This is a genomic window from Actinomadura sp. NTSP31 (genome assembly GCF_041951385.1).
Taxonomy (GTDB): domain Bacteria; phylum Actinomycetota; class Actinomycetes; order Streptosporangiales; family Streptosporangiaceae; genus Spirillospora; species Spirillospora napierensis.
Genome location: NZ_JBGNUT010000002.1, coordinates 72998 through 96681 on the forward strand (window position 1 = coordinate 72998; position 23684 = coordinate 96681).

General features: G+C 72.4%; 23 protein-coding genes. 9 read left to right on the forward strand and 14 right to left on the reverse strand.

What is annotated here, in order from left to right; genetic code table 11:
• Positions 1–137 precede the first annotated feature (137 nt).
• Complete coding sequence (locus tag ACA514_RS03180) at positions 138–3125, forward strand: glycoside hydrolase family 3 C-terminal domain-containing protein (RefSeq protein WP_375039447.1); 2988 nt, start codon at positions 138–140, stop codon at positions 3123–3125.
• 42 nt (positions 3126–3167) lie between these two features.
• Here ACA514_RS03180 and ACA514_RS03185 read toward each other — a convergent pair whose 3' ends face one another.
• Together ACA514_RS03185 and ACA514_RS03190 are read right to left on the reverse strand one after the other, a co-directional pair.
• Complete coding sequence (locus ACA514_RS03185) at positions 3168–3590, reverse strand: sigma factor-like helix-turn-helix DNA-binding protein (RefSeq protein ID WP_375039448.1); 423 nt, start codon at positions 3588–3590, stop codon at positions 3168–3170.
• A gap of 280 nt (positions 3591–3870) precedes the next feature.
• A complete protein-coding gene (locus tag ACA514_RS03190) occupies positions 3871–4740 on the reverse strand; it encodes a helix-turn-helix transcriptional regulator (RefSeq protein ID WP_375039449.1) in 870 nt (289 codons plus the stop codon).
• A 103-nt stretch (positions 4741–4843) separates the two neighbouring features.
• Between ACA514_RS03190 and ACA514_RS03195 the strand changes: the two genes are divergently transcribed.
• The 3 genes from ACA514_RS03195 (at position 4844) to ACA514_RS03205 (ending at position 6887) form a co-directional block, all read left to right on the forward strand.
• Complete coding sequence (locus ACA514_RS03195; RefSeq protein WP_375039450.1) at positions 4844–5569, forward strand: SDR family NAD(P)-dependent oxidoreductase; 726 nt, start codon at positions 4844–4846, stop codon at positions 5567–5569.
• Positions 5570–5663: 94 nt separating this feature from the next.
• Positions 5664–6296 (forward strand): hypothetical protein, encoded by a 633-nt coding sequence (locus ACA514_RS03200; RefSeq protein ID WP_375039451.1) that lies wholly within the window; start codon positions 5664–5666, stop codon positions 6294–6296.
• Between the two features lie 3 nt (positions 6297–6299).
• Complete coding sequence (locus tag ACA514_RS03205; RefSeq protein ID WP_375039452.1) at positions 6300–6887, forward strand: TetR/AcrR family transcriptional regulator; 588 nt, start codon at positions 6300–6302, stop codon at positions 6885–6887.
• Positions 6888–6900: 13 nt separating this feature from the next.
• Here the strand turns inward: ACA514_RS03205 and ACA514_RS03210 are convergent, their stop codons facing one another.
• The 12 genes from ACA514_RS03210 to ACA514_RS03265 form a co-directional block, all read right to left on the reverse strand.
• Positions 6901–7359, reverse strand: a complete 459-nt coding sequence (locus ACA514_RS03210) for a nuclear transport factor 2 family protein (protein ID WP_375039453.1) — start codon at positions 7357–7359, stop codon at positions 6901–6903.
• An 81-nt stretch (positions 7360–7440) separates the two neighbouring features.
• Positions 7441–7896, reverse strand: a complete 456-nt coding sequence (locus ACA514_RS03215; RefSeq protein ID WP_375039830.1) for a nucleoside deaminase — start codon at positions 7894–7896, stop codon at positions 7441–7443.
• A 97-nt stretch (positions 7897–7993) separates the two neighbouring features.
• Positions 7994–9004, reverse strand: coding sequence for a LacI family DNA-binding transcriptional regulator (locus tag ACA514_RS03220; RefSeq protein WP_375039454.1), 1011 nt, complete (start codon positions 9002–9004; stop codon positions 7994–7996).
• 117 nt (positions 9005–9121) lie between these two features.
• A complete protein-coding gene (locus ACA514_RS03225) occupies positions 9122–10567 on the reverse strand; it encodes a GH1 family beta-glucosidase (protein WP_375039831.1) in 1446 nt (481 codons plus the stop codon).
• A gap of 5 nt (positions 10568–10572) precedes the next feature.
• A complete protein-coding gene (locus ACA514_RS03230; protein ID WP_375039455.1) occupies positions 10573–11466 on the reverse strand; it encodes a carbohydrate ABC transporter permease in 894 nt (297 codons plus the stop codon).
• A complete protein-coding gene (locus ACA514_RS03235) occupies positions 11463–12449 on the reverse strand; it encodes a carbohydrate ABC transporter permease (protein ID WP_375039456.1) in 987 nt (328 codons plus the stop codon). The genes ACA514_RS03230 and ACA514_RS03235 overlap by 4 nt, the downstream gene beginning before the upstream one ends.
• Before the next feature lie 103 nt (positions 12450–12552).
• Entirely contained in the window at positions 12553–13851 is a 1299-nt protein-coding gene (locus ACA514_RS03240) for an ABC transporter substrate-binding protein (protein WP_375039457.1), read from the reverse strand.
• A gap of 155 nt (positions 13852–14006) precedes the next feature.
• A complete protein-coding gene (locus ACA514_RS03245; RefSeq protein WP_375039458.1) occupies positions 14007–15068 on the reverse strand; it encodes a LacI family DNA-binding transcriptional regulator in 1062 nt (353 codons plus the stop codon).
• Positions 15069–15078: 10 nt separating this feature from the next.
• Positions 15079–16710, reverse strand: a complete 1632-nt coding sequence (locus tag ACA514_RS03250; protein ID WP_375039459.1) for a glycoside hydrolase family 13 protein — start codon at positions 16708–16710, stop codon at positions 15079–15081.
• Positions 16711–16765: 55 nt separating this feature from the next.
• The gene (locus tag ACA514_RS03255) at positions 16766–17596 is read right to left on the reverse strand and encodes a carbohydrate ABC transporter permease (protein WP_375039460.1); all 831 of its coding nucleotides are present in this window, start codon (positions 17594–17596) and stop codon (positions 16766–16768) included.
• Positions 17593–18621, reverse strand: a complete 1029-nt coding sequence (locus ACA514_RS03260) for a carbohydrate ABC transporter permease (protein WP_375039461.1) — start codon at positions 18619–18621, stop codon at positions 17593–17595. The genes ACA514_RS03255 and ACA514_RS03260 overlap by 4 nt, the downstream gene beginning before the upstream one ends.
• 5 nt (positions 18622–18626) lie before the next feature.
• The gene (locus ACA514_RS03265) at positions 18627–19958 is read right to left on the reverse strand and encodes an ABC transporter substrate-binding protein (RefSeq protein ID WP_375039462.1); all 1332 of its coding nucleotides are present in this window, start codon (positions 19956–19958) and stop codon (positions 18627–18629) included.
• Between the two features lie 205 nt (positions 19959–20163).
• On the opposite strand from ACA514_RS03265, the gene ACA514_RS03270 reads away from it, so the two are divergent.
• The 5 genes from ACA514_RS03270 to ACA514_RS03290 all read left to right on the forward strand — a co-directional run bounded on the left by ACA514_RS03270 (position 20164) and on the right by ACA514_RS03290 (position 23676).
• On the forward strand, positions 20164–20853 hold the full coding sequence (locus ACA514_RS03270) for a DNA polymerase beta superfamily protein (RefSeq protein WP_375039463.1): 690 nt from the start codon (positions 20164–20166) through the stop codon (positions 20851–20853).
• A gap of 136 nt (positions 20854–20989) precedes the next feature.
• Positions 20990–21115, forward strand: a complete 126-nt coding sequence (locus tag ACA514_RS03275; RefSeq protein WP_375039464.1) for a hypothetical protein — start codon at positions 20990–20992, stop codon at positions 21113–21115.
• Positions 21116–21282: 167 nt separating this feature from the next.
• Complete coding sequence (ribA, locus tag ACA514_RS03280; RefSeq protein WP_375039465.1) at positions 21283–21951, forward strand: GTP cyclohydrolase II; 669 nt, start codon at positions 21283–21285, stop codon at positions 21949–21951.
• An 11-nt stretch (positions 21952–21962) separates the two neighbouring features.
• Positions 21963–22739: a CDP-alcohol phosphatidyltransferase family protein gene (locus ACA514_RS03285; protein WP_375039466.1), complete on the forward strand. Its 777-nt coding sequence runs from the start codon at positions 21963–21965 to the stop codon at positions 22737–22739.
• Positions 22696–23676, forward strand: a complete 981-nt coding sequence (locus ACA514_RS03290) for a zinc-binding alcohol dehydrogenase (protein WP_375039467.1) — start codon at positions 22696–22698, stop codon at positions 23674–23676. The genes ACA514_RS03285 and ACA514_RS03290 overlap by 44 nt, the downstream gene beginning before the upstream one ends.
• Positions 23677–23684: the final 8 nt, after the last annotated feature.

Genomic DNA, 23684 nt, shown 5'->3' on the forward strand with positions numbered 1-23684 from the left:
ACACATCCCGCTCTCACCACCCGCTCACCGTCCCGCCCCGCCGGACCGAAGGAGGCATGCGTCCGGGCCCGCGCGGCCCGGTTGTCGAAGCGCTTCGACACTTGTTGCTCGGGGGACGAGTCCAAGAGGAGGAACAGGTGCACACCACCCCCCCCACCCCCCCTTTCCCCGCCCGGCGCCGCCGGGCCGTCGCCCTCGCCGTGGCCGCCGTGCTGGCGGCCCCGGCCGCGTGGACGGCCGCCCCGGCCTCGGCCGTCGAGACCTTCCCGTTCCGCGACCCCCACCTGCCGGTCGACGCCCGCGTCAAGGACCTGCTGGGACGGCTCACGACCGACGAGAAGGTCTCGCTGCTCCACCAGTACGAGCCCGCGATCCCGCGCCTCGGGATCAAGCGGTTCAAGACCGGGACCGAGGCGCTGCACGGCGTCGCCTGGTCCACCGACATCGACGCCTCCGGCGCCGTCCGGACCGCGCAGGGCACGGTGTTCCCGCAGTCGGTCGGCCTCGGCGCCACCTGGGACCCGGCGCTGATGAAGCAGATCGGGTCCGCGGTCGGCGACGAGGCCCGCGGCTACAACAGCGAGAACCCCGACGTGTGGGGCCTGCAGCTGTGGGCGCCCGTCGTCAACCTGCTGCGCGACCCCCGCTGGGGGCGCAACGAGGAGGGCTACTCCGAGGACCCGCTGCTCACCGGGCTCCTCGCCACCGCCTACGGCAAGGGCATGCAGGGCGACGACCCGGACCGGCTCAAGGCCGCGCCCGTCCTCAAGCACTACCTGGCCTACAACAACGAGATCCGCCGCGACCAGACGTCCTCCAGCGTGCGGCCCCGCGTGCTCAAGGAGTACGACGAGGTGCCGTTCAAGCTGCCGCTGACGCAGGACGCGGCGACCGGCCTGATGACCTCCTACAACCTGGTCAACGGACGCCCGGCGACGGCGTCGCCGCTGGTGAACGACGCCAGACGGTGGAGCGGGAAGACCCTGCTGAACGTCACCGACGCGGGCGCGCCCAACAACCTCGTCGGCTCCGAGCAGTACTACCCGGACCTGCCCGCCGGCGACGCCGCCACCATCAAGGCGGGCGTCGACAGTTTCACCACCGACGACACGAACTCGTCCATCACCACGAACGCGGTCAAGACGGCCCTGTCGAAGGGCCTGCTCAGCGAGGCCGACCTCGACCGCGCGGTCGGGAACATCCTCAGCGTCCGCGTCCGGCTCGGCGAGTTCGACCCGGGCGGCGGCAAGTACGGGAAGATCACCAAGGACGCCGTCGACAGCCCCGCCCACCGCGCCCTCGAACGCAAGGCCGCGACAGAGCAGATGGTGCTGCTGAAGAATCAGAACAACGCGCTGCCGCTGTCGTCCGGCAAGAAGGTCGCCGTCGTCGGCCCCCTCTCGAACACGCTCTACACCGACTGGTACTCGGGTTCGCTCCCGTACAAGGTCACTCCGCTGGACGGCATCAAGAACAAGGTCGGCGCCGGGAACGTCGCGTCCAGCGAGGGGGTCGACCGCATCGCCCTCAAGGACGTGAAGACCGGCAAGTACGTGGCGGGCGGGACCACCGCCGCCGGGGCCGTCCTCAAGACGGGCCCGACGACCGCCGACGCCTCCGCCCAGTTCGACGTCTTCGACTGGGGCCAGGGCATCGTCACCCTGCGCTCCGCCGCCAACGGCAAGACCGTCGGCATCCACTCCGGCAACACCTTCGCCAACGACCAGGACCAGCCGAACGGCTGGTTCGTCCAGCAGATGTTCAAGCTGGAGAAGCAGGGCGACGGCTCTTACCTCATGCGCTACGCGGGCTACGAGAAGGCCTACGACTGGGCCGACCCGACCAAGATCTACGTGAAGGCGCAGGACGACGGCACGCTCGTCCTCACCACCAAGGACGACGCCACCGCGTTCGCCAAGGACGTCGTCGGCAGCGGCGTCGACTCCGCCGTCAAGGCCGCCACCAGCGCGGACACCGCCGTCGTCGTGGTCGGCAGCATGCCGTTCATCAACGGCCGCGAGGACCACGACCGCACCACCATGGCGCTCGCCGAAGGCCAGGAAGAGCTCATCAAGGCCGTCCGCAAGGCCAACCCGAACACGGTCGTCGTCGTGGAGAACAGCTACCCGACGACCCTCACCTGGGAACAGGCGAACGTCCCGGCGATCCTGTGGACGAGCCACGCCGGCGCCGAGACCGGCAACGCCCTCGCGTCCGTCCTGTTCGGCGACGAGAGCCCGTCGGGCAAGCTGCCGCAGACCTGGTACCGCTCCGAGAGCGACCTGCCCGACATCCTCGACTACGACATCATCAAGTCCGACCGCACCTACCTGTACTACAAGGGCAAGCCGCTCTACCCGTTCGGCTACGGCCTCACCTACACCACCTTCCGGTACGGCAAGCCGAAGCTCAGCAGCCACTCGCTGTCAGGCGGCAAGACCCTGACCGTCACCGTCCCGGTCACCAACACCGGCAGGCGGGCGGCGGACGAGGTCGTCCAGCTCTACACCCACCAGCGGACGTCCCGCGTGAAGCAGCCCGTCGAGCAGCTCCGCGCCTTCCAGAAGGTCCACCTCGCACCCGGCAAGACCGCCTCGGTGACCCTCCAGGTGAAGGCGTCCGACCTGGCGACCTGGGACGTCACCCGCAACAAGTGGACCCTCGAGACCTCCAGGCAGGACGTCCTCGTCGGCTCCTCGTCCACCGACATCCGGCAGCGCGCCGCGGTCGACGTCCACGGCGAGCGCGTCCCCGCCCGCGACCTCACGCGGCCGACCCGCGCCGCCGACTTCGACGACCAGAACGCCGTCCAGCTCGTCGACGAGTCCAAGGCCAAGGGCGACGCGGTCGCCGGCACCGAAGGCTCCTGGCTGGCCTTCAAGGACGCGGCGCTCGAGAACGGAACCCTCACCGTCCGCGCGGCCAAGGAGACCGCCGGGAACTCCACCGTCCAGGTCCGCCTCGACAGCCCGACCGGCCCCGTGGCCGCGACGCTGACCGTCCCGTCCACCGGCGGCAAGTACACCTACAAGGACGTGACGGCCGCCCTGCACGCCACCGGCCGCCACGACCTCTACCTCGTCTTCAACGGCGAGGCCCGCCTGTCCGCCCTCACCCTCCGCTGAGAAGATCCCGGCTCGCCGCCCTCCAGCGGCGAGCCGGGCCCCTCACGCCGAGGTCCGATGCTCCCCGCCGCGGGCCCTTGCCTCCGCCTTCAGCAACTGCGAAACCCGCTGGGTCGAGACGCCCAGAATGATCCCGATCTCCTTGCCCGTGAGCCCCTCGTCGTGAAGCATGCGCGCCACCCTCCGCAGCTTCAGCGCCGCGTCGTCGCGCGCCTTCTCAGCGGCCCGGGTCTCCGCCCTCGCCTGGCGGGCCTGCTCGGCGAGCCCTTCCCCGATATCGGGAACGAGTTCCAGGTCGAAAGAGTCCATCGGGACGTCCAGCGCGAGCGAGATGTAGTCGCGCGCCATCATCTCGGCGTCCTTCAGGCTGTGCGACTGAGTCGCGCCCACCGATTCGATGTCCAGCTCCCAGCCGTGCTCCCATCTGCGGGCCCGCACCCGGTACACATCCCGCCCGTCGCTCACTGGAGCCATCCCTCCTCGAGGCAGACCAGGCCTTTGATCGTGTTGCTCACGACGAGCGCGGAGATCTCCCGGTGCCGGGAATGATCGCCCTGTGCTCCCCGCACGGACAGACCCATTTCGTATGCGGACCCCTGTCGGGCGTCCGCTTGTCGCAGCCCTGTCTTCTCAACGCACGCTCAAGGTCGGCCAGCTTCATCGGTTTGGGCACCAGTGTAATCTAGCCCCCCTTGATGTTCTCTGTGATCTGATCGGCACTCTAAGTGAGCAGTGCATTGTCGCCTCAGCCGGTGACGTCGACGGCTCTGTTCCGGCTTGGTCGGGGCGGGGTCGCCGGCCTGAGCGACAGCAGCGCGTCGCGGGACGCCGACCCCGGCGGCGCGGTGTAGAAGACGGTCCACTGGTCGCGGTCCGGGTCGTGCAAGGCCTCGCACTCCAGATCGAGCAGGCCGGCCACCGGGTGGTGGATGCGCTTGCGGACGGACCGCTCGACCCGGACGTCCTGCTCCTCCCACAGGCTCCGGAACTCGGCGCTCGCGGCCAGGAGCCGCTCGACCAGGTCGCGGACGCCGTGGTCGCGCGGATACCGGGCGGCGGCCGCCCGCAGGTCGGCCACCGCCTCGCGCGCGAACCGGGGCGCGTCGGCCGCGTCCACCCGCCTTTGCGCCCGCGGCCGGGCGAAGAACCGCCATACGATGTTGCGCTCGCGCTCCGGCATGGCGGCGAAATCCCCGAGCAGCGCGCACGCCATCGGATTCCACGCCAGGACATCGAACTTGGCGTCGCACACCAGCGCGGGCGTGTCGTCGAGCCCCTCCAGCAGGCGAAGGACGCTCGGCCGCACCTCCCGGACCGGCGTCGGCGGCGGCGCGGGCACCTCGCCCGCCAGGTAGTGCAGGTGGGCCCGCTCGGCGTCCGACAACCGCAGCGCCCGCCCGAGCGAGGTCAGCACCTGCCGCGACGGACGCGGCCCGCGTCCCTGTTCGAGCCGGACGTAGTAGTCCACCGACATCCCCGCCAGCTGCGCGACCTCCTGCCGCCGCAGCCCGGGCGTGCGCCGGCGTCCCGGACGCAGCCCGACGTCGGACGGCTGCACCCGTGCGCGCCACCGCCGCAGGAAGGCGGCCAGCTCCGCCCGGTCTCCGTGCTCCACCCCCCAAGTGTGGCCGCCCCGGCGCGCGGCGACCATGGGACCGCCGGTACCAGTCTCAACGGTCCTCTCCCGGACCGGGCGGACCGCGGCCACGGTGGGACCCATGACGACAGAGAAGATCGCCTTGATCACGGGCGCCAACAAGGGCATCGGATTCGCGACGGCGGGCGCGCTGGCACGGGCGGGCCACACCGTCCTGCTCGGGGCCCGCGACCCCGGCCGCGGCGAGGCGGCCGCCGCGGCCCTGGCCGGCGAGGGGCTGGACGTCCGCTTCGTCCCGCTCGACGTGACCGATCCCGCGACGATCGCGGCCGCCGCCGCGCTGATCGACGCCGACCACGGCCGGCTGGACGTCCTGGTCAACAACGCCGCCGTCACCCGCGACCGGTCGCGTCCGCCGGCGGAGCTGCCGGTCGCCGACCTGCGCGAGGTCTACGAGACCAACGTGCTCGGCGTCGTCGCGGTGACCAACGCCATGCTGCCGCTGCTGCGCAGGTCGCCGGCCGGCTGCATCGGCAACGTCTCCAGCGGCCTCGGCACGTTCGCCTTCCTCCAGGAGCCGGACGAGGGACTCGCGCGCTATGCGAACCTGCTCGGCTACAACTCCTCCAAGGCGGCGCTGAACGCGGTCACGCTCATCTACGCCAACGCGCTGCGCGACGAGGGCATCAGGGTCAACGCGCTCTCGCCGGGCTTCTGCGCCACCGACCTCAACGGCCATACCGGCGTCCTGACCGCCGAGGAGGGCGGAGCCCACCTCGCCCGCCAGCTGGAACGCCCCGAGACCGGCGCCTTCCTCAACGAGAACGGAGGCACCTACCCCTGGTGACCGGCACCCTTCCTTCTTCGGTGCGGGGGCTTGCGCGCCGTGGTTAATGGCACTAACTTGAAGTTAATCCTATTAACCACCAAGGGAGGGTGACATGGCGAGCATCGCCACCGCGCCGCGCGGGGGGCTGCTGAGCGTTCCGGCCGTGGCCGGGATCGGATACGCGCTCTCGTGGGCCGCCGGGCTGTCGGTTCCGGTGCCCGCGGCCGGGTTCGGCGCGTCCGGGAGCGAGATCGTCCGGGACTACGCGGGGCACGGGGGCGCGCTGACCGTGCAGTTCCTGCTCACCGAGGGATTGCCGGCGGCGGGGCTCGCGCTGGTTCCGCTCGCGCTGGGACGGGCGGCGCGCTGGTCGAGGGCCGGACGGATCGCCGCGGGCGCCGGGCTGGTGGCCGCGGCGATCTCCCTGGCGCAGTTCGCGATCGGGCTGGGGCTGGTCGCCGCGTCCTCACCGGGCACGGCGCACGGACTGCTGGAGGCGCTCAACCGCGCGGACGGCGTCAAGATGCTCCTTCTCGCCGCCGTCGGGGCCGCGGGAGCCCTCTCGGGGACGCTTCCCCGCCGGCTCCGCCACGTCGGATTCGCCCTGTCCGTCGCCATCGCGGGCTCGGGCATCGGCTACGCGCTGCTCCTCACCGGCGTCGCTACGCTGGCGTACGTGTCGCTTCCGCTGCTGATCCTCTTCGTCGCCGGCTCCGGCATCGCGCTCGGCCGGACGGGCAGGTAGGGGATGCCGCGCGCGGGACTCACCCCGGAGCGGGTCATCGCCGAGGCCGCGGCCGTCGCCGACGAGGCGGGCCTCGAACGGCTCACGCTGGCGGCGGTCGCGAAGCGGTGCGGGGTGTCGCTGCCGGGGCTGTACAAGCACGTGGAAGGGCTGGACGCCGTCAAGCGCGGCATCGCGATCCTGGCCGTCGGGGAGATGACGGCGCGGCTCGCGGCGGCGACCTCCGGGGTCACCGGACGGGACGCGCTCGCGGAACTGTCGGCCGCCTACCGGGCCTACGCCGCCGCCCGTCCCGGACGCTACGCCGCGAGCGTCCGGGCACCGGCTCCCGGCGACGGGGAGCACGCGGCGGTCGCCGAGCAGGCGGTCGCCGTCGTCGCGTCCGCGTTCAAGGGGTACCGGCTCGAAGGCGGCGATCTCGTCCACGCGATCCGCATGTGGCGGATCGCCTGCCACGGGTTCGCGTCGCTGGAGGGCGAGACGGCGTTCGGGCTGCCGGAGTCGCTCGACGAGACCTTCGGACGCCTCGTCGACGCACTCGACGAGGCCTTCCGGAGGATGGCCCCCGGCTCCCCGTCGTCCGAGGCCTGACCGCCGCCGCCGGTCAGGGGCGCAGGGCGGCGGGGAGCCTGTCGGGGCGGCGCAGGTGGTGGGCGACGTTCCCGACGAGCTCCAGGGTGATGCGGCGCTCGGCGAAGCGCCACCGGCCGTCGCGCAACGCGAACCGGTCGTCGTAGCGGCCGGCGCAGATCGGCTGGAAGGGCAGGTCCGGCGTGGCCTGGAGCACGGTGAAGTACGACGCGGCCGTGGCCGCCGGGCCGTCCGGCTCGACCGCGACGTTGGTGGTGACGTGCTTGGTGCGCGGCGTGCCGTCGTCGTACAGGATGATCGTCTTCTCGAACATCCGCGCCACCGCGTCGCCGGTCAGCGTGGCGCCGCCGCTCACGAAGTCGGCGTCCGCGAACAGCCGGGCGACCGCCGCGAAGTCGCCGCGGTCGACCGCCTCGGCGTAGGCGAAGATCAGGTTCCGGACGGCCTGGTCGGCCGGAAGGGCGTCGGGCATGCGCGGCCTCCAGAGGCGGAGCGTCCGCTCATTGAAGCCCCCGCGGCGGCGGGCCGGCGGCGCGGTCCCGGTCGGCGGGACTCAGGAGCAGGCGCGGGTGTGCAGGTCGCGGACCTCGGCCTCCAGGGCGGGGACCGGGCCGTCCACCCGGATGCCTGGCACCACGTCCTGGATCGGGATCGCGTTGACCGGCGACGGCGGCACGCCCAGCGCCGCCCGCCACTCGGCGACCTGCCGGGACGAGTGCACGTAGACGATGCGGCCGAGGCCGACCCAGCCGTGCGCGGCCGAGCACATCGGGCAGTGCTCCCCGGAGGTGAACACGGTCGCGGCGGCGCGCTCGTCCGGCGCCACGTTGCCGGCGGCCCAGCGCGCCGCCTCGAACTCCGGATGCCGGGTCTGGTCGCCGCCGGCGGTGCGGTTGCGGTCCTCGAACAGCACCTTCCCGGACGCCGCGACCAGCACGGTGCCGAACGGCTCGTCGCCGTCCGCCAGCGCCTCGGCGGCCAGCTCGACGGCGCGCCGCAGGTGCGCCATCTCCTCGTCGGTCGGCGTGTAGGCCACGGCGGGCTCCTCTCGGTTCGGCGAAGTCATGAGCGATCATAGGCCGGGCTCATGACAGTGGAGGACGCCGTTACGCCGACTCGCGCAGCACCAGGTGCGGGCGCATGATGACCACCGGGTCGGCGACGGCCTCGCCGCGGATCCGGGACACCAGCAGCCGCGCCATCGCCACGCCCATCTCCTCCGGCGACTGGTGCACGCTGCTGAGCGGCGGGTCGGCCAGCGGCGCGGACGCGGAGTCGTCGAAGCCGATCACCGCGACGTCGTCGGGGACGCGGCGGCCGAGCCGGCGCAGCACCCGCAGCGTGCCGAGCGCCATCGGGTCGCTCGCGGCGAACACCGCGTCCATCGCGGGCTCGCCGGCCAGCAGCCGCTCGGCGGCGCTGATGCCGGTGGCCTCGCCGAAGTCGCCGAACGCGACGTACTCCGGCAGCCCCGCCTCGCCGAGCGCCTCCCGGTACCCGGCGAGCCGGTCGATGCCCACCCCCATGTCCTGCGGGCCGGCGATCGTCGCGATGCGGCGCCGCCCCCCGGCGATGAGGTGCCCGACGGCCTCGCGGGCGCCGAGCCGGTTGTCGACGTCGACGTAGCTGACCGGCGACAGTCCCGGCGGGCGGCCGCCGAGCACCGTCGGCACCCCGTTGGCCTCCAGCTTGGCGGGCAGCGGGTCCTCGGCGTGCAGCGAGGTCAGCAGCACCCCGTCCACGTGCTGGGTGGTCAGGTAGTGCTCCAGGCGCGCGTACTCCTCGGGGGAGCGGGCGAGCGCGAGCAGCAGCTGCAGCCCCGTGTCGCCGAGGCCGTTGCTGATGCCCCGGATGATCCCGGCGAAGTACGGCTCGCCGAACAGCCGCTGGTCGGACTCGGCGATCACCAGCGCCACCGTGTCGGTGCGCCGGGTGACGAGCGTGCGGGCCGCCCGGTTGGGCACGTACCCGAGCTCGTCGATCGCCTTCAGCACGGCCTGCCGGGCCCGCTCGCTGACCCGCGGCGACCCGTTGACCACCCGGGACACCGTGCCGCGGCCGACCCCGGCGCGCGCCGCGACCTCTTCCAGGGTCGGGCGCGTCCCCCTCTGCGTCATCAGGCCCCTCCGTCCTTCCTGTGGCGTCGCCGCCGCTCCGCCGGGCCGGCGGCCGCCGGGGCGCCGGCCCGGCCGGGCGGCGGGGCCGGCCCCCGGGCGGTGCCGATCCGGCGATCCTCAGCCGCGCCCGGGCAGGCCGCCCCGCCGGATCACGTCCGAGTACCAGCGCGCGCTGTCCTTGGGCGTCCGGCGCTGCGTCGCGTAGTCCACGTGGACCAGCCCGAAGCGCTTGGAGTAGCCCCAAGCCCACTCGAAATTATCCAGCAGCGACCATGTGAAATAGCCCGCAAGCGGTACGCCGTCGGCGATGGCGTCGTGGCACGCGCGCAGGTGCGCGTCGATGTAGGCGATGCGCCCCGCGTCGTGGACCGTGCCATCGCCGTCCGGGGCCTCGTCGTAGCCGGCGCCGTTCTCGGTGATGTACAGCGGGACGGCCGGGTACTCGCGGTGCACCCGGGTGAGCACCTCGTGCAGCCCGCCCTCGTCGATCTCCCAGCCCATCCCGGTGGTCGGCCGCCCCGCCGGGACGAACCGGACGTGCTCGCTGCCCACCCACGGCGAGTGCGTCGCGAACGGCCCCGACGCCGTCTGCGCGGCCTCCCCGGGCGTCCCCGCGACCGTGTGCCGCGTGTAGTAGTTGATGCCGAGCTGGTCGATCGGCTGGTTGATGACGGCCAGGTCCGCGGCGTCGGGGTCGAACCCGTGCCGGGCGGTGTCGGCCAGCACGTCGTCGGGGTAGCGGCCGAGCAGCAGCGGGTCGAGGAACAGCCGGTTCTGCATGCCGTCGATGCGGCGCGCGGCGTCCACGTCGGCGGGGTCGTCGGTCGCGGGGGAGACCGCGTACAGGTTGACGGCCGCGCCGAAGTGGTTGCCCGGGTGGCGGGCCCGCATCGACTGCACCGCCAGCCCGTGCCCCAGCATCAGGTGATGGGCCGCGAGCAGGGCGCCGGACGGGTCGAGCCGCCCGGGCGCGTGGTCGCCGGACGCGTAGCCGAGGAACGCCGCGCACCACGGCTCGTTCACCGTCGTCCAGTGCTTCACCCGGTCGCCGAGCGCCTCGTGCACGGCGGCGGCGTAGTCGGCGAACCGGTGCGCCGTCTCGCGCCGCGGCCAGCCGCCCGCGTCCTCCAGCGGCTGCGGCAGGTCCCAGTGGTACAGCGTCGGCCAGGGCTCGACCCCCGCCTCCAGCAGCGCGTCGACGAGGCGCCGGTAGAAGTCGAGCCCCGGCTCGTTGACGGCCCCGGCCCCGGACGGCTGCACCCGGGGCCAGGAGATGGAGAACCGGTAGGAGGTGAGGCCGAGCTCGCGCATCAGCGCGACGTCCTCGGGGTACCGGTGGTAGTGGTCCACGGCGACGTCCCCCGTGTCGCCGCCGAGGACCTTGCCGGGCGTGCGGGCGAAGGTGTCCCAGACCGACGGTCCGCGGCCGTCCTCGGCGGCGGCGCCCTCGATCTGGTAGGCGGCCGTGGCCGCGCCCCAGCGGAACCCGGTGGGGAACCGCGGTCCGGTCCCGCGGGCGCCGGCAGGCTCTTCGGTCGGGCCCTGTACGGCGCTCGATTCCAGAGAGGTCACGCCTTCACTGCACCTTCCATGATTCCGCCGATGATCTGGCGGCCGAAAACGACGAACACCACGAGCAGCGGCAGGATCGCCACGGTGGTACCGGCGAACATGAGCGTGTAGTCCTTGAAGTACGCGTTCGCCAGGTTGTTGATCGAGATCTGGACCGTGGGGTTCTCCGGCGTGAGCACCGCGAGCGGCCACATGAAGTCGTTCCAGGTCTGCATGAACGTGAACAGGCCGAGCACGCCGGCGGCGGGCCGCAGCGCGGGCAGCACGACGCGCCAGTAGATGCCGAACGTGGTGCACCCGTCGACCCGGGCGGCCTCGATCAGCTCGTCCGGGACGGCCTGGTCGGCGTACTGCCGCATCATGAACACGCCGAACCCGGTGACCAGGAACGGCACGATCACCGCCTGCAGATGGCTCTGCCAGCCCAGCTTCACCATGATCATGTAGAGCGGGATGATGCCCATCTGCACCGGGATCATCATGGTCGCGACGATCGACACCAGCAGCACGTTCTTGCCGCGGAAGCGCAGCTTGGCGAAGGCGAAGCCGGCCAGCGAGGCGAAGAAGACGGTGGAGACCGTCACGCACGCCGAGGCGATCGCCGAGTTCACCAGGCCCTTGGCGAAGTAGGCGTCGGGGTTGTCGAACAGCCGGCGCACGTTGTCCCCGCCGTGCCCGCCGGGCAGCATCGGCGGCGGGACGTCGGCGACCACGTCGTTGGTGCGGGTCGCCACCGCGATCATCCAGTAGATCGGGAAGACCGACAGGGCGAGCGCGACGATCAGCGTGAGATAGGTCAGCGGGCTGGCGTTCCACAGGTTGCGGAACCGGCCGGGCCGGCCGCCGCGGGCGTGCCGGGCGTCGCCGGGACCGGCCAGGAGCGTGGTCACTTGGTGCCTCCCGTGCGCCGCACGAAAAGGAAGTTGATCAGGGAGAACAGGATGATCATCAGGAACAGGGCCCACGCGACCGTGGCGCCGTAGCCGTACCGGTCATGGCCGAAGGCGTTGTCGTACATGTACATCGTCAGCGTCTGGAACTGGTGCAGCGGGCCGCCGTCCATCTTGTTGGGGGTGCCCACGCTGAACAGCACCGGCTCGGTGAACAGCTGCAGCCCGCCGATGGTCGCGATGATCGTCGTGAAGATGATCGTCGGGCGCAGCATCGGCACGGTGATCTGCCAGAACTGCCGGATCCGGGACGCGCCGTCGATCGAGGCGGCCTCGTACAGGTCCTTCGGGATCGCCTGCATCGCGGCGAGGTAGATCAGCGCGTTGTAGCCGGTCCAGCGCCAGTCGACCATGGTGGCGATCGCCACCCAGGACCAGCCGCGGCTGCTCGTCCAGTCGATCGGGTCGATCCCCACCAGCCCGATCGCCCAGTTGATCATGCCCCAGTCGTGGTCGAACATCTGGGTGAACACGATCGCGACGGCGGCGGTGGAGGTGACCAGCGGCGCCACCATGCCGATCCGGAACAGCGTCGGCACGCGCATCCGCCGGTTCAGCGCGTTGGCGACGAACAGCGCGATCATCAGCTGCGGCACGGTCGACAGGACGAAGATGCCGATGGTGTTGACCGTCGCGTGCCAGAAGTCGGCGTCGCTCCACAGGTACTTGTAGTTGTCCAGGCCGACCCACTTGCGGGTGCCCGAGGCGAGCTCCCAGTCGTGCAGGGACACCCAGAGCGTGTAGACCAGCGGGAACGCGCCGAAGATCGCGAACACGAGGTAGAACGGCGAGATGAAGGCGTAGGGCGACGCCTTCACGTCGAGCCGGGTCAGGCGGGTCCGCAGGGAGCGGCGCCCGGCCGGTGGGGCCTGCGCCGGTGGATGCTGGGGACCGTTCCGGCTGGGGCGCAGATCGGTGGCCATGGCCATGCGCCTCCTTTCCGAGGACGGGGCTGAGCGGGAGAAGGAACGGCGGCGGCGCCGCGCGGGGAGGTGGGCACGGCGCCGCCGCCGTGGCGGGAGGCGGCTACCTGGCGGCCTTCTTGGCCTCCTCGACGGCCTTGGACCAGGCCTCATCCGGCTTGACCTTGCCCTGCCCGACCGAGATCAGCACGTTCTCCACGGCCGCCCGCACGTCCTCGTTCTTCGGGCCGAGGTGCACCGGCTTCACCGAGGCCACCAGGCTGCCGAAGATCGTGCCGATGGGCGCGTCGTTGAAGTAGGCGCTCTTCGCGCCGGAGACCGTCGGGTCCTGCTCGGCCTGCGGCGACGAGGGGAAGGTGTTGGCCGACTTGAAGGCCCCGGCCTGCCCCTGCGGGGAGGTCAGGAACTCGGCCAGCGCGGCGGCCTGCTTGGCGTGCTTGGTCTGCTTGGGGACGGCGAGCCACGAGCCGCCCCAGTAGCCCGAGCCGCCGGGCGTCGTCGCCACGTCCCACTTGCCCTTGCCGGAGGCGCCGGAGAACTGCTCGATGCCGCCGAGCATCCACGACGGGCAGGGCACGGTGGCGAACGTGTCGCGCTTGAGCCCGGTCTGCCACGGCGGGGTGAACACCGACATGTCGGAGGTGAGCTTGCTCTGCTCGAACTTGAGCGAGGTGTCGAACGCCTGCTTCACCGCCGGGTTGCTGTCGAAGACGAGGTTGTCGTTCTTGTCGAAGAAGCTGTAGCCGGGGCCGGCGCCGGCGTTCTGCAGGACGGTGGCGCGGAAGACCGCGGTCGGGCCGTCGAGCCACTTGGTGCCGGACACCTTCTGCTGGAACTTCTGCCCGGTCTGCAGGAACGCGTCCCACGTCGGCCAGAGCTTGCCGACCTCGTCGCGGTCGGTGGGCAGGCCCGCCTTCTGGAACAGGTCCTTGCGGTAGCACATGGCGAGCGGGCCGACGTCGGTGCCGAGCCCGACGAGCTGCTTGCCGTCGGGGCTGAGGCCCATCTGCCACTTCCACGGCAGGAACTTGTCCTGCAGCGCCTTGCCGCCGTAGTCGAGCAGGTTGACGAACTTGGACCGCTGCTGCATGTAGAGCGGCAGGATGCCCTCCTCGAGCATCACCACGTCGCCGGCGCCGCTGCCCGTGGCCATCCACTGCTGGATGCGGGGCTTGTACTCGTCCAGCGACGAGACCTTGCGCTGCTTGATGGTGACGCCGGGGTGGGACTGCTCGTACTGCTTGTAGAGCTGGTCGTAGCCCACCTCGCCGAACACGTCGACGGTGAGCGTCACCGGCCCCGAGTCCGCGTCCTTCTTCTTGTCGCCGTCGTCGCCGCCGCAGGCGGCCGCGAGACCGCCCGCGAGCACCACCGCCATCGCCGTGCCCAGTCCGCGCCGCATGATGGCCCTCATGGCGGACCCCTCTCAGGTTGTGTCTTCCATTGCGTGGGAGCGCTCCCACGGATGAAAGACCGTGACGGGCCTCACTGTCAATCCGCCGCAACACATTCGTTACAACTCGAACGGATCGCCCGAGGCCCCCGGCGAACCCGGGCTCAGGCCTCCGGTACGGTGGACAGCCGCCGGCCGGCCGGGGGCGGGGCCGCCGGGACCGGCGCCGAGGACCGCCGGACCACCAGTTCCGGACGGAACAGCAGCTCGGTGCGGGGGGAGCGGGCCCCGCGGATCTCGTCCAGCACCGTGCTCACCGCCGCCATCGACATCTCCCGCACGGCCTGCCGGATCGTGGTGAGCGGCGGGTCGAGGTAGGCGGTCAGCAGCGAGTCGTCCATGCCGGTCACCGACACGTCCTCGGGTACCCGCAGGCCACGCGCGCGGGCCGCCCGGATCGCGCCGAGCGCCATGATGTCGTTGCCGCCGCAGATCGCGGTGCAGCCCGCGTCCAGCAGCTTCGCCGCCGCCGCCTGCCCGCCCTCGACCGTGTACATCGTGTTCACGACCAGCTCTTCGACCTCGGCCGCAGGCAGCCCGGTGTGCGCCGCCATCGCCCGCCGGAACCCCTCGGTCTTGCGGCGCGTCGGCACGTACACGTCCTGCCCGATCGCCAGGCCGATCCGCCGGTGGCCCATTGCGGCCAGATGCCCGACGATCGCCTCCAGCGACGCGACGTCGTCGTTGGAGACGAACGGCGCGTCGATGTCGGGCCGGTACCCGTTCACCAGCACGATCGGCAGCGCCTGCTCGGTCAGCCGCGCGTACCGGGCCCGGTCGGAGCGCGCGTTGGCGTGCAGCCCGTTGACGAAGATGATCCCGGCGACGCCGCGCTCCAGCAGCATCTCGATGTAGTCGTCCTCCGCGACGCCGCCCGGTGCCTGCGAGCACAGCACCGCCATGTACCCGTGCCGGGCCAGCGCGCTCTCGATGACCTCGGCGAACGCCGGGAAGATCGGGTTGGTCAGCTCCGGGATGATCAGCCCGATCAGGCCGGCCCGCCGCTGGCGCAGCCGGGCCGGCCGCTCGTAGCCGAGCACGTCCAGCGCGGTCAGCACCGCCTGCCGGGTGCTCGGCGACACGCCCGGTTTGCCGTTGAGGACCCGGCTCACGGTCGCCTCGCTCACCCCGGCGTGCACGGCGATGTCCGCCAGCCGTGTCGTCATAGGTCTCAAGTTATCCCTCATTAACGTCCCGCCACAGCGCGGTGTCGGGCGCGAGCTCGGCGGTGCCGCCGGCGGTGTGGACCGGTCCGCTGGCGAGCAGCGGGGTTCCGGGGACGGGGACGCGGACCGCGCGGTCGCCCATGTTCACGACGCAGACGCAGGCGCGGCCCGTCGCCGGGTCCTCGCGGGCGAACGACAGCGTGCCGGGCGGGCCGTCCAGCCAGCGGAGGGGGCCGTCGCCGAGCGCCGGATGGTCGCGGCGGGCGCGCAGCGCCGCCCGGTAGAGGGCGAGCATCGAGCCGGGGTCGTCGCTCTGCGCCGCGACGGTCAGGTCGCGCCAGGACGTCGGGATCGGCAGCCACGACGAGGCGCCGGCGCCGAAGCCGAACGGCGGCTCCTCGCCCTCCCACGGCATCGGCACCCGGCAGCCGTCGCGTCCCTGGCCCTCGCCGCGCAGCCGCTGCGGGTCCTGCTGGAACTCCTCCGGCAGGTCGAGCACCTCGGGAAGACCCAGCTCCTCGCCCTGGTAGACGTACGACGAGCCGGGCAGCGCGAGCGTCAGCAGCGCCGCCGCGCGAGCCCGCCGCAGGCCCGTGCCGCCGCCGCCGTAGCGGGTGACGTGCCGCTTGACGTCGTGGTTCGACAGCACCCACGTCGCGGGCGCGCCGACCGCCCCGGCGGTGCGCAGCGACTCCTCGATCACCGCGCGCATCGCGGGCGCCTCCCACGGCGCGGTCAGGTAGTGGAAGTTGAACGCCTGGTGCGACTCGTCCGGGCGGGTGTAGGCGGCGAGCCGCTCGGGCGTCGGCGCCCACGCCTCGGCGACGGCGATCCGCTCCCCGGCGTAGCCGTCCAGGATGCGGCGCCACTCGCGGTGGATGTCGTGCACCGGATCCTGGTCGAAGTAGGGCAGCACGGCGGTACCGAGCATCTCCACCTGGTTCGCGTGCCCGACGTCCGGCAGGCCCGGCGCCTTGGCCATGCCGTGCGCGACGTCGACGCGGAAGCCGTCCACGCCGAGGTCGAGCCAGAACTTCAGGATGCCGGCGAACTCGGCGCGGACCTCGGGGTTCTCCCAGTCCAGGTCGGGCTGCTCGGCGGCGAACAGGTGCAGGTACCACTGCCCGTCCGGCAGCCGCGTCCAGGCGGGGCCGCCGAACACCGACTCCCAGTCGTTGGGCGGCTCGGCGCCGTCCGGGCCGCGGCCGTCGCGGAAGACGTAGCGGGCCCGCTCCGGCGAGCCGGGCGCGGCGGCCAGCGCCGCCTGGAACCAGGGGTGCCGGTCGGAGGTGTGGTTCGGGACGACGTCGACGATGATCCGCAGACCGTGCCGGTGCGCGTCGCCGATCAGGCCGCGGGCGTCGGCGAGCGTGCCGAACAGCGGGTCGACGTCGCGGTAGTCGGCGACGTCGTAGCCGAAGTCGGCCATCGGCGAGACGTAGAACGGGGTCAGCCACAGCGCGTCCACGCCGAGGGAGGCCAGGTACGGCAGCCGGGACCGGATGCCCGGCAGGTCGCCGACGCCGTCCCCGTCCGAGTCGGCGAAGCTGCGCACGTACACCTGGTAGATGACGGCGTCGCGCCACCAGCGGGCGGTGCCCCGGGCACGGGCGGCGGGGGCGGCGAGGGTGTCCTGCGTCATGTACGTCCTTCGGGTCGGGTGCCTGACATCTCACTCTGCCGCAGGGCCGGCAGGGTCACTTCACGCCGCCGGCGGTGAGGCCGGCGACGATCCGGCGCTGGAAGACCAGCACCACGGCGATCAGCGGGACGGTCACCACGACCCCCGCCGCCATCTGGGTGCCGAACGGCTGGTCGAAGCCCGACACGCCGGTGAACTTCGAGATCGCCACGGTGGCGGTCTGCATCTCCTTCTTGTTGACCATGGACAGCGCGATGAGGAACTCGTTCCACGCGGCGATGAACGTCAGGATCGCCGTGGTGAACACCCCGGGCGCCGCCAGCGGCACGATGATCTTGCGGAACGCCTGGCCGCGGGTGCAGCCGTCCACCATCGCGGCCTGCTCCAGCTCGCGCGGCAGCTGCCGGAAGAAGGCGGTGAGCAGCCACACCGACAGCGGCAGCGCGAACCCCAGGCTGGGCACGATCATCGCCTGGTACGTGTTGATCCACTTGATGTCCGTGAAGAGCTTCAGCAAGGGCACCAGCTGGGAGATTCCCGGGAACATCGTGGTCGCGACGATCAGCCCGAGCACCGCGTTCTTGAACCGGAAGTCCAGCCGGGCCAGCGCGTAGGCGGTGAACGTGCCGATGAGCAGGGTCAGCGCGGTGGTGCAGCCCGCCACGACGACGCTGTTCAGCAGGGCCCGGCCGAAGCCGTTGTCACCGGAGAACACCGCGTGGAAGTTCTCCCACGACCACTGCGTGGGGACGATCGAGTTGTCGAACTGGTCCTGCGGCCGTCGGAACGCCGACACGGCCATCCAGTAGAAGGGCGCCAGGCAGTAGCCGGCGACGACCGCGAGGCCGAGGTAGGAGAGCAGCCGCTTCGGCAGTGAGCCCGTCATGCGGTCACCTTCTTCCGGCGGCGGCCCCTCACCGGACGGCTCCCGCGGGTCCGCTTCGTCTGCTGCCGGGCCTCGCCGATGATGTCGGCGCCGAGGAGCCGGACGAACAGGTACGCGATCAGCGCGATGTACAGGAAGAGGATGGTCGCGTACGCCGCCGCCGACCCGTACCGCAGGTTGGACGCCTCGAACCAGGCGATCATCGTCAGGGTCTCCACCGACCTCTGGTTGACGCCGATCAGCACGGCGGGCAGGTCGAACATCCGCAGCACGTCCAGCATCCGGAACAGCACCGCGACCAGCAGGGCGGGCCGGACCAGCGGCAGCGTGATCCGCCAGAACCGCTGGAGCGGGCCGGCGCCGTCGACCTGGGCGGCCTCGTAGACGTCCCGGGGGATCATCTGCAGGCCGGCGAGGACGAGCAGCCCGATGAACGGGGAGGTCTTCCACACCTCGGCGATGACGACGGCCAGCTTGGCGGGGAACCCGTCGGCGGTCCACAGGATCTGGTGGCGCAGCACCGCGTTCGCGGCGCCGTCCGCCTGGAAGATCCACCGCCACAGCAGGCCGGAGATCGCGGTCGGGATCGCCCACGGGACGAGGATGCTGGCCCGCACGAACGCCCGGCCGCGGAACGCCTGCTGCATGATCAGCGCCATGCCGACGCCGATCACCGTCTCCAGCACCACGGTCGTGACGGTGAAGAACGTCGTGTTGCCGAAGGCGTTCCAGAACGCGCCGGCGCGGTCGCCGTGGAAGATCGCCGTGTAGTTGTCCAGGCCGGCGAACCGGTCGCCCTGGACGACGAAGCCGTCGGCGTCCAGCCCCTCGCCGCGCGCGTACAGCGACTCGCGGAAGCCGGCGAGCACCGGGTAGCCGATGACCAGCGCGAGCACCAGCAGGGTCGGCGACAGCAGCAGCGCCGCGAGCCGCTTCGTCCCCTGCACGTCGCGCCCGCGGGAGCGCGGCCCGCCCGCCGCGGCGGTGCCCGCGGCGGGCGGCGTGCCGTCGTACGTGGTGGTCATGCCGCTCACTGCGCGGTCAGCGGGCCGAGCGCGGCCTGCAGGTCGGCCAGCGCCTGGTCGACGGGCTTCCTGCCGGTCACCGCGTCGTACACCTGGCCCTGGATCGCGGCGGTCACGTCGCCGTACTTGATCGCGACCGGGCGCGGCGTGGCGCCGGCGATGGCCTGCTTGAGCACCGGCAGGTACGGGAACTTCTTCGCCATCTCCGGGTCGTCGTAGAGCGAGGCGACCGTCGGCGCCTGCGAGGTGGCCAGCAGGTTCGCGCGCTGCGACTGCTCACCGGTCAGGTAGCGGACGAAGTCGAGCGCGGTCGCCTTGTTCTTGGCGAACGAGGAGATCGCGAGGTTGTGGCCGCCGAGGTTGGCGACGCCGGGCCCGTTCGGGCCGGGCAGCTGCGCGACCGCGAACTTGCCCGCCACCTTCGACGAGCCGTCGCCGGCGTTCGCGAGCGCGTACTGGTAGGGCCACTGGCGCTGGAACAGCAGCCTGCCGGACTGGAAGTAGCGGCGGCCGCCCTCGGTGTCGAGGGTGACGGCCTCCTTCGGCATCCGGCCGTCCTTCTTGGCGTCGACCAGGAACTCCAGGCCCTGCTTGGCCTGCGGGGTGTTCAGCGTGGGCTTGCCGTCCGGCCCCACGATCGACCCGCCCGCGCCGCCGATCGCCTCGACCGCGCTGATGGTGATGCTCTCGGTCTTGTTGACCTCGGTGAAGTAGCAGTCGACGCCCTTGCCCTCGGGCAGCTTCTTCACCTTGTCGCAGTCGGACCACATCTCGGCGTAGGTCTTCGGCGGCGCGGAGATCCCGGCCTTGTCGAGCAGGTCCTTGCGGTAGTACAGCATCCCGGCGTCGGACGTGGACGGCACCGCGTACAGGTTGCCGCGGTACTGGCCGGTCGTGACGGTCGCGGGCAGCATCTTCGACAGGTCGACCCGGTCCTTGGGCAGCGGCGTCAGCCAGCGGTTGGCGGCGAACTCCGCGGTCCACACGACGTCGAGGTTCAGCACGGTGTACGCGTCGGACTTCGTCGTCGCGTTCTGGATCATCTGCTGGCGCTGGTCGTTCGGCTCGTCCGGCAGCTCGATGACCCGGGCCTTCTCCTTCGGGTGGTCGGTGTTCCAGCCGTCGATCTGCTTCTGCAGGTAGCCGGAGCGGTCCTTGCCGGTGACGAAGGTGATGGGCCCGCGGCCGGTGAGGCTCGCCGCGCCCGCCGCGTCCTTGGAGCCGCCGTCGTCCCCGCCGCAGGCGGAGAGGGAGAGCGCGAGGACCGCGCAGACGGCGGTACCTGCAATGAGGGGGCCAGGGGTTCTCAGGGCGCCGATCGGGGGGATGCGCCGCATGGGGTCCTCCTTCGCGGGACGGGCCGGACGGCCGCCCCGCAGGGTCCGGGATTGGGGTGGCTGGACCGGGACGCTAGCAAGGGGTTGCAGCTCCGTAAATAGCTTGCAGAAATTTTCTGCAAGTCTGTGCCGAACCCGTAACGCCTTACGCACCGGAGGGAAACCGGGTGGCGTCCGGGCAGCCGTCTGCGCGAGGCTGCCGTCCGTGACCTCCGAAGACCTCCGGCTCGTGCGCGACCACACCGTCCTGTCGGTCGTGACGGGCTCGCGCGCGTACGGGCTGGCGACCGGCGACAGCGACGTGGACCGGCGCGGCGTCTTCGCCGCGCCGGCACCGCTGTTCTGGCGTTTCACCAAACCGCCCACCCATCTGGACGGCCCGCTGCCCGAGCAGTTCTCGTGGGAGTTCGAGCGCTTCTGCGAGCTGGCGCTGGCGGCCAACCCGACCGTCCTGGAATGCCTCTGGTCGCCGATCGTCGAGAAGGTCACGCCGGTCGGCGAGGAGCTGCTGGAGGCCCGGGAGGCGTTCCTGTCCCGGCACGCGCACCGCACCTTCCTCCGCTACGCCGACGCGCAGTTCCGCAAGCTGCAAGGCGACTTGCGCAACCGCGGCGAGCCGAAGTGGAAGCACGTCATGCACCTGCTGCGGCTGCTCGTCAGCGGCGAGCACCTCGTCCGGACGGGGGAGCCGCTGGTGGACGTCGGCGACCTGCGCGACCGGCTCCTCGCCGTCCGGCGCGGCGAGACCGGCTGGGACGAGATCGAGCGCTGGCGCGCGTCCCTCGCCGCCGGCCTGGACGATGCCCTCCACCGCAGCCCGCTGCCCGCCGAACCCGACCGCGACCGCATCGAGAACCTGCTGATCTCCGTCCGCCGCAGGAGCGTGGCCCCGTGACCCTCCCCGCGGGAATGCTCGACGCCCTGGCCGCCGGCTGACCGGATACGGTCCCTCCTACCTGCCGGAACTGGTCGAGGCCAAGCGCGCCGCCGAGCACGGGCCGCTCCCGCCGGACGCGCCGTCACCGGAGGCCTTGCAGGCGGACGTCGCCGCGCTCACGTCCCGGCCGGAGGAGGAGCGCGGGCGCAGCGCCCTCCCCGAGCAGCCGTCGGCGCGGCGCGCGCTGCACGAACCGGTGGTCCGCGCGCGGCTCGGCTGAACCTCAGGGCCCCCCTCCGCCGTGCCATTCGGTGTAGCGACCCGCGGAAAACATTCGGACTCTGAATGATTCGCGGGGAGATTCGTTGGTGGGACGCGACCACGGGCCGTGGCCGCTGCGTACCAGTCGCTGCGGAGCACGGTGATCAACGAGCCGAGGAGGGGAAGATGCACGACCAGGGCATCGGCCGCGAGGAGATCGGGGACGTCGCGGAGGCGGACCTGCGGACGCGGCGCGGGACGTTCCGCGCCGTGGCGTTCCGCGACCCGGTCGACGGGAACGAGCACATGGCGCTCGTCCGGGGCGAGGTGGCGGGCCGGGCCGGCGTGCTCGTCCGGATGCACTCCGAATGCATGACCGGCGACATCTTCGGCGCCACCCGCTGCGAGTGCGGCGACCAGCTGCGCGCGTCCATGGACGCGGTCGTCCGGGAGGGCAGCGGTGTCCTGGTCTACCTGCGCGGGCACGAGGGCCGGGGGATCGGGCTGGTCGCGAAGGTGCGCACGCACGTCCTCCAGGACCAGGGCCTCGACACCGTCGACTCCGCGACCGCGATCGGGCTGCCGGTCGACACCCGCGACTACGGCCCCGCCGCCCGCGTCCTGCGCCACCTCGGCGTCGGGTCGGTGCGGCTGCTGTCCAACAACCCGGCGAAGGTCAGCGCCCTGGAGTCCTACGGCATCGGCGTCACGGCCCGCGTCCCCCTCCTCGCGCCGGTCAACGACGACAACATCCGCTACCTGACCGCCAAGCGCGACCGCCTCGGCCACGACCTGCCGCAACTGGACGCCGTCGCGCCGCAGGGCGCCCGGGTGGACGCCGGCGAGGCCCGCTGATGGCGCGGCCGGTGACCGTCTCGCGGCCGGTGTTCCGGCCGGTGCGGCGCGGGCCCGTCGCGTGGCGGGCGTGGGAGCTGGCGGGCGCCGCGTGCGTCCAGACGGGGGCCGTGGCGGCGCTGCGGCCGGGCGCGGCCGGGCTCGCCGTCGGCGCCGGGTTCGCGCTCGCGTCGTGGGGCGTCCTCGGGTTCGCCTTCCGGGGGCGGCGGGCGCTCGGGCCCGCCGACCACGTCACGCTGGCGCGGGTCGTCCTCGTGGGATGCGTCGCGGCGCTCGTCGCGGGGCATCTGGTCCATGGCGGGCCGGTCGCGGTGCTGGTCGCGCTCGCGTCGGCGGCGCTCGTCCTGGACGGGGCGGACGGCTGGGTCGCGCGGCGCACCGGGACGTCCTCGGACCTCGGCGCCCGGTTCGACATGGAGGCCGACGCGCTGCTGATCCTGGTGCTGAGCGTGCAGGCCGCGATGGCGGCCGGGATGTGGGCGCTGGCGATCGGGACGATGCGGTACGCGTTCGTCGCGGCGTCGTGGGCGGCGCCGTGGCTGCGGTCGCCGCTGCGGCCGAGCTTCGCGCGCAAGGCGGTCGCGGTCGTGCAGGGCGTCGTGCTGGCGGCCGTCGCGTCCGGCGCCGTCCCGTACGCGCGGGTGGTCGTCGCGGCGGCGCTGGCCCTGCTGGCGTGGTCGTTCGGACGGGACGTGCTGTGGCTGGCCGTGCGGCACCACGGGGCTCGGCGGGGGAGGGGTGTTCATGGAACTCGGCGCGCGCGCGTTCTGGATCCGGTCGCCAGGTGAGGGGGAGATCCGCCCGGTCGAGCTGCGGGAGCCGGGGCCGGGGGAGGTCCTCGTCCGGACGGTGTTCTCCGGCGTCAGCCGGGGGACGGAGGCGCTGGTGTTCCGCGGCGGAGTCCCGGAGAACCAGCACGCGCTGATGCGGGCGCCGTTCCAGGACGGCGCGTTCCCCGGGCCGGTGAAGTACGGGTACCTGAACGTCGGCATGGTCGAGCACGGCCCGTCCGAGCTGGTCGGGCGGCACGTGTTCTGCCTCTATCCGCACCAGACCCGCTACGTGGTGCCGGCGAGCGCGGTCGTCCCGCTGCCGGACGGCGTGCCGCCCGGACGCGCCGTCCTCGCCGGGACCGTCGAGACCGCCGTGAACGCCTGCTGGGACGCGGCGCCGCTGGTCGGCGACCGGATCGCGGTCGTCGGGGCCGGCATGGTCGGCTGCTCGGTCGCCGGGGTCCTCGCCGGGCTGCCGGGATGCGACGTCCAGCTGGTCGACGTCGACCCGGCGCGGGCGGCGACGGCGCGGGCGCTCGGCGTCCGGTTCGCCCTGCCCGCCGACGCCGAGGGCGGCCGCGACCTGGTCTTCCACGCCAGCGCGACGGAGGCCGGGCTCGTCCGGTCGCTGGAGCTGCTCGCGCCCGAGGGGGAGGTGATCGAGCTGAGCTGGTACGGCGACCGGACGGTGCGCGTCCCGCTCGGCGAGTCCTTCCACTCGCGCCGGCTCGCCGTCCGCGCCAGCCAGGTCGGCATGGTCGCCCCCGCCCGCCGGTCCCGGCGCTCGCCCGCCGACCGGCTCGCGCTGGCCCTGCGCCTGCTGGCCGCCCCGGCGTTCGACGCACTGATCACGGGGAACAGCCCGTTCGAGGAGATTCCCCAGGCCATGGCCCGCTTGGCGAGCGGGGAGCTCCCCGCGCTCTGCCACCGGATCGACTACCCGCAGGCCTAGTCACACCC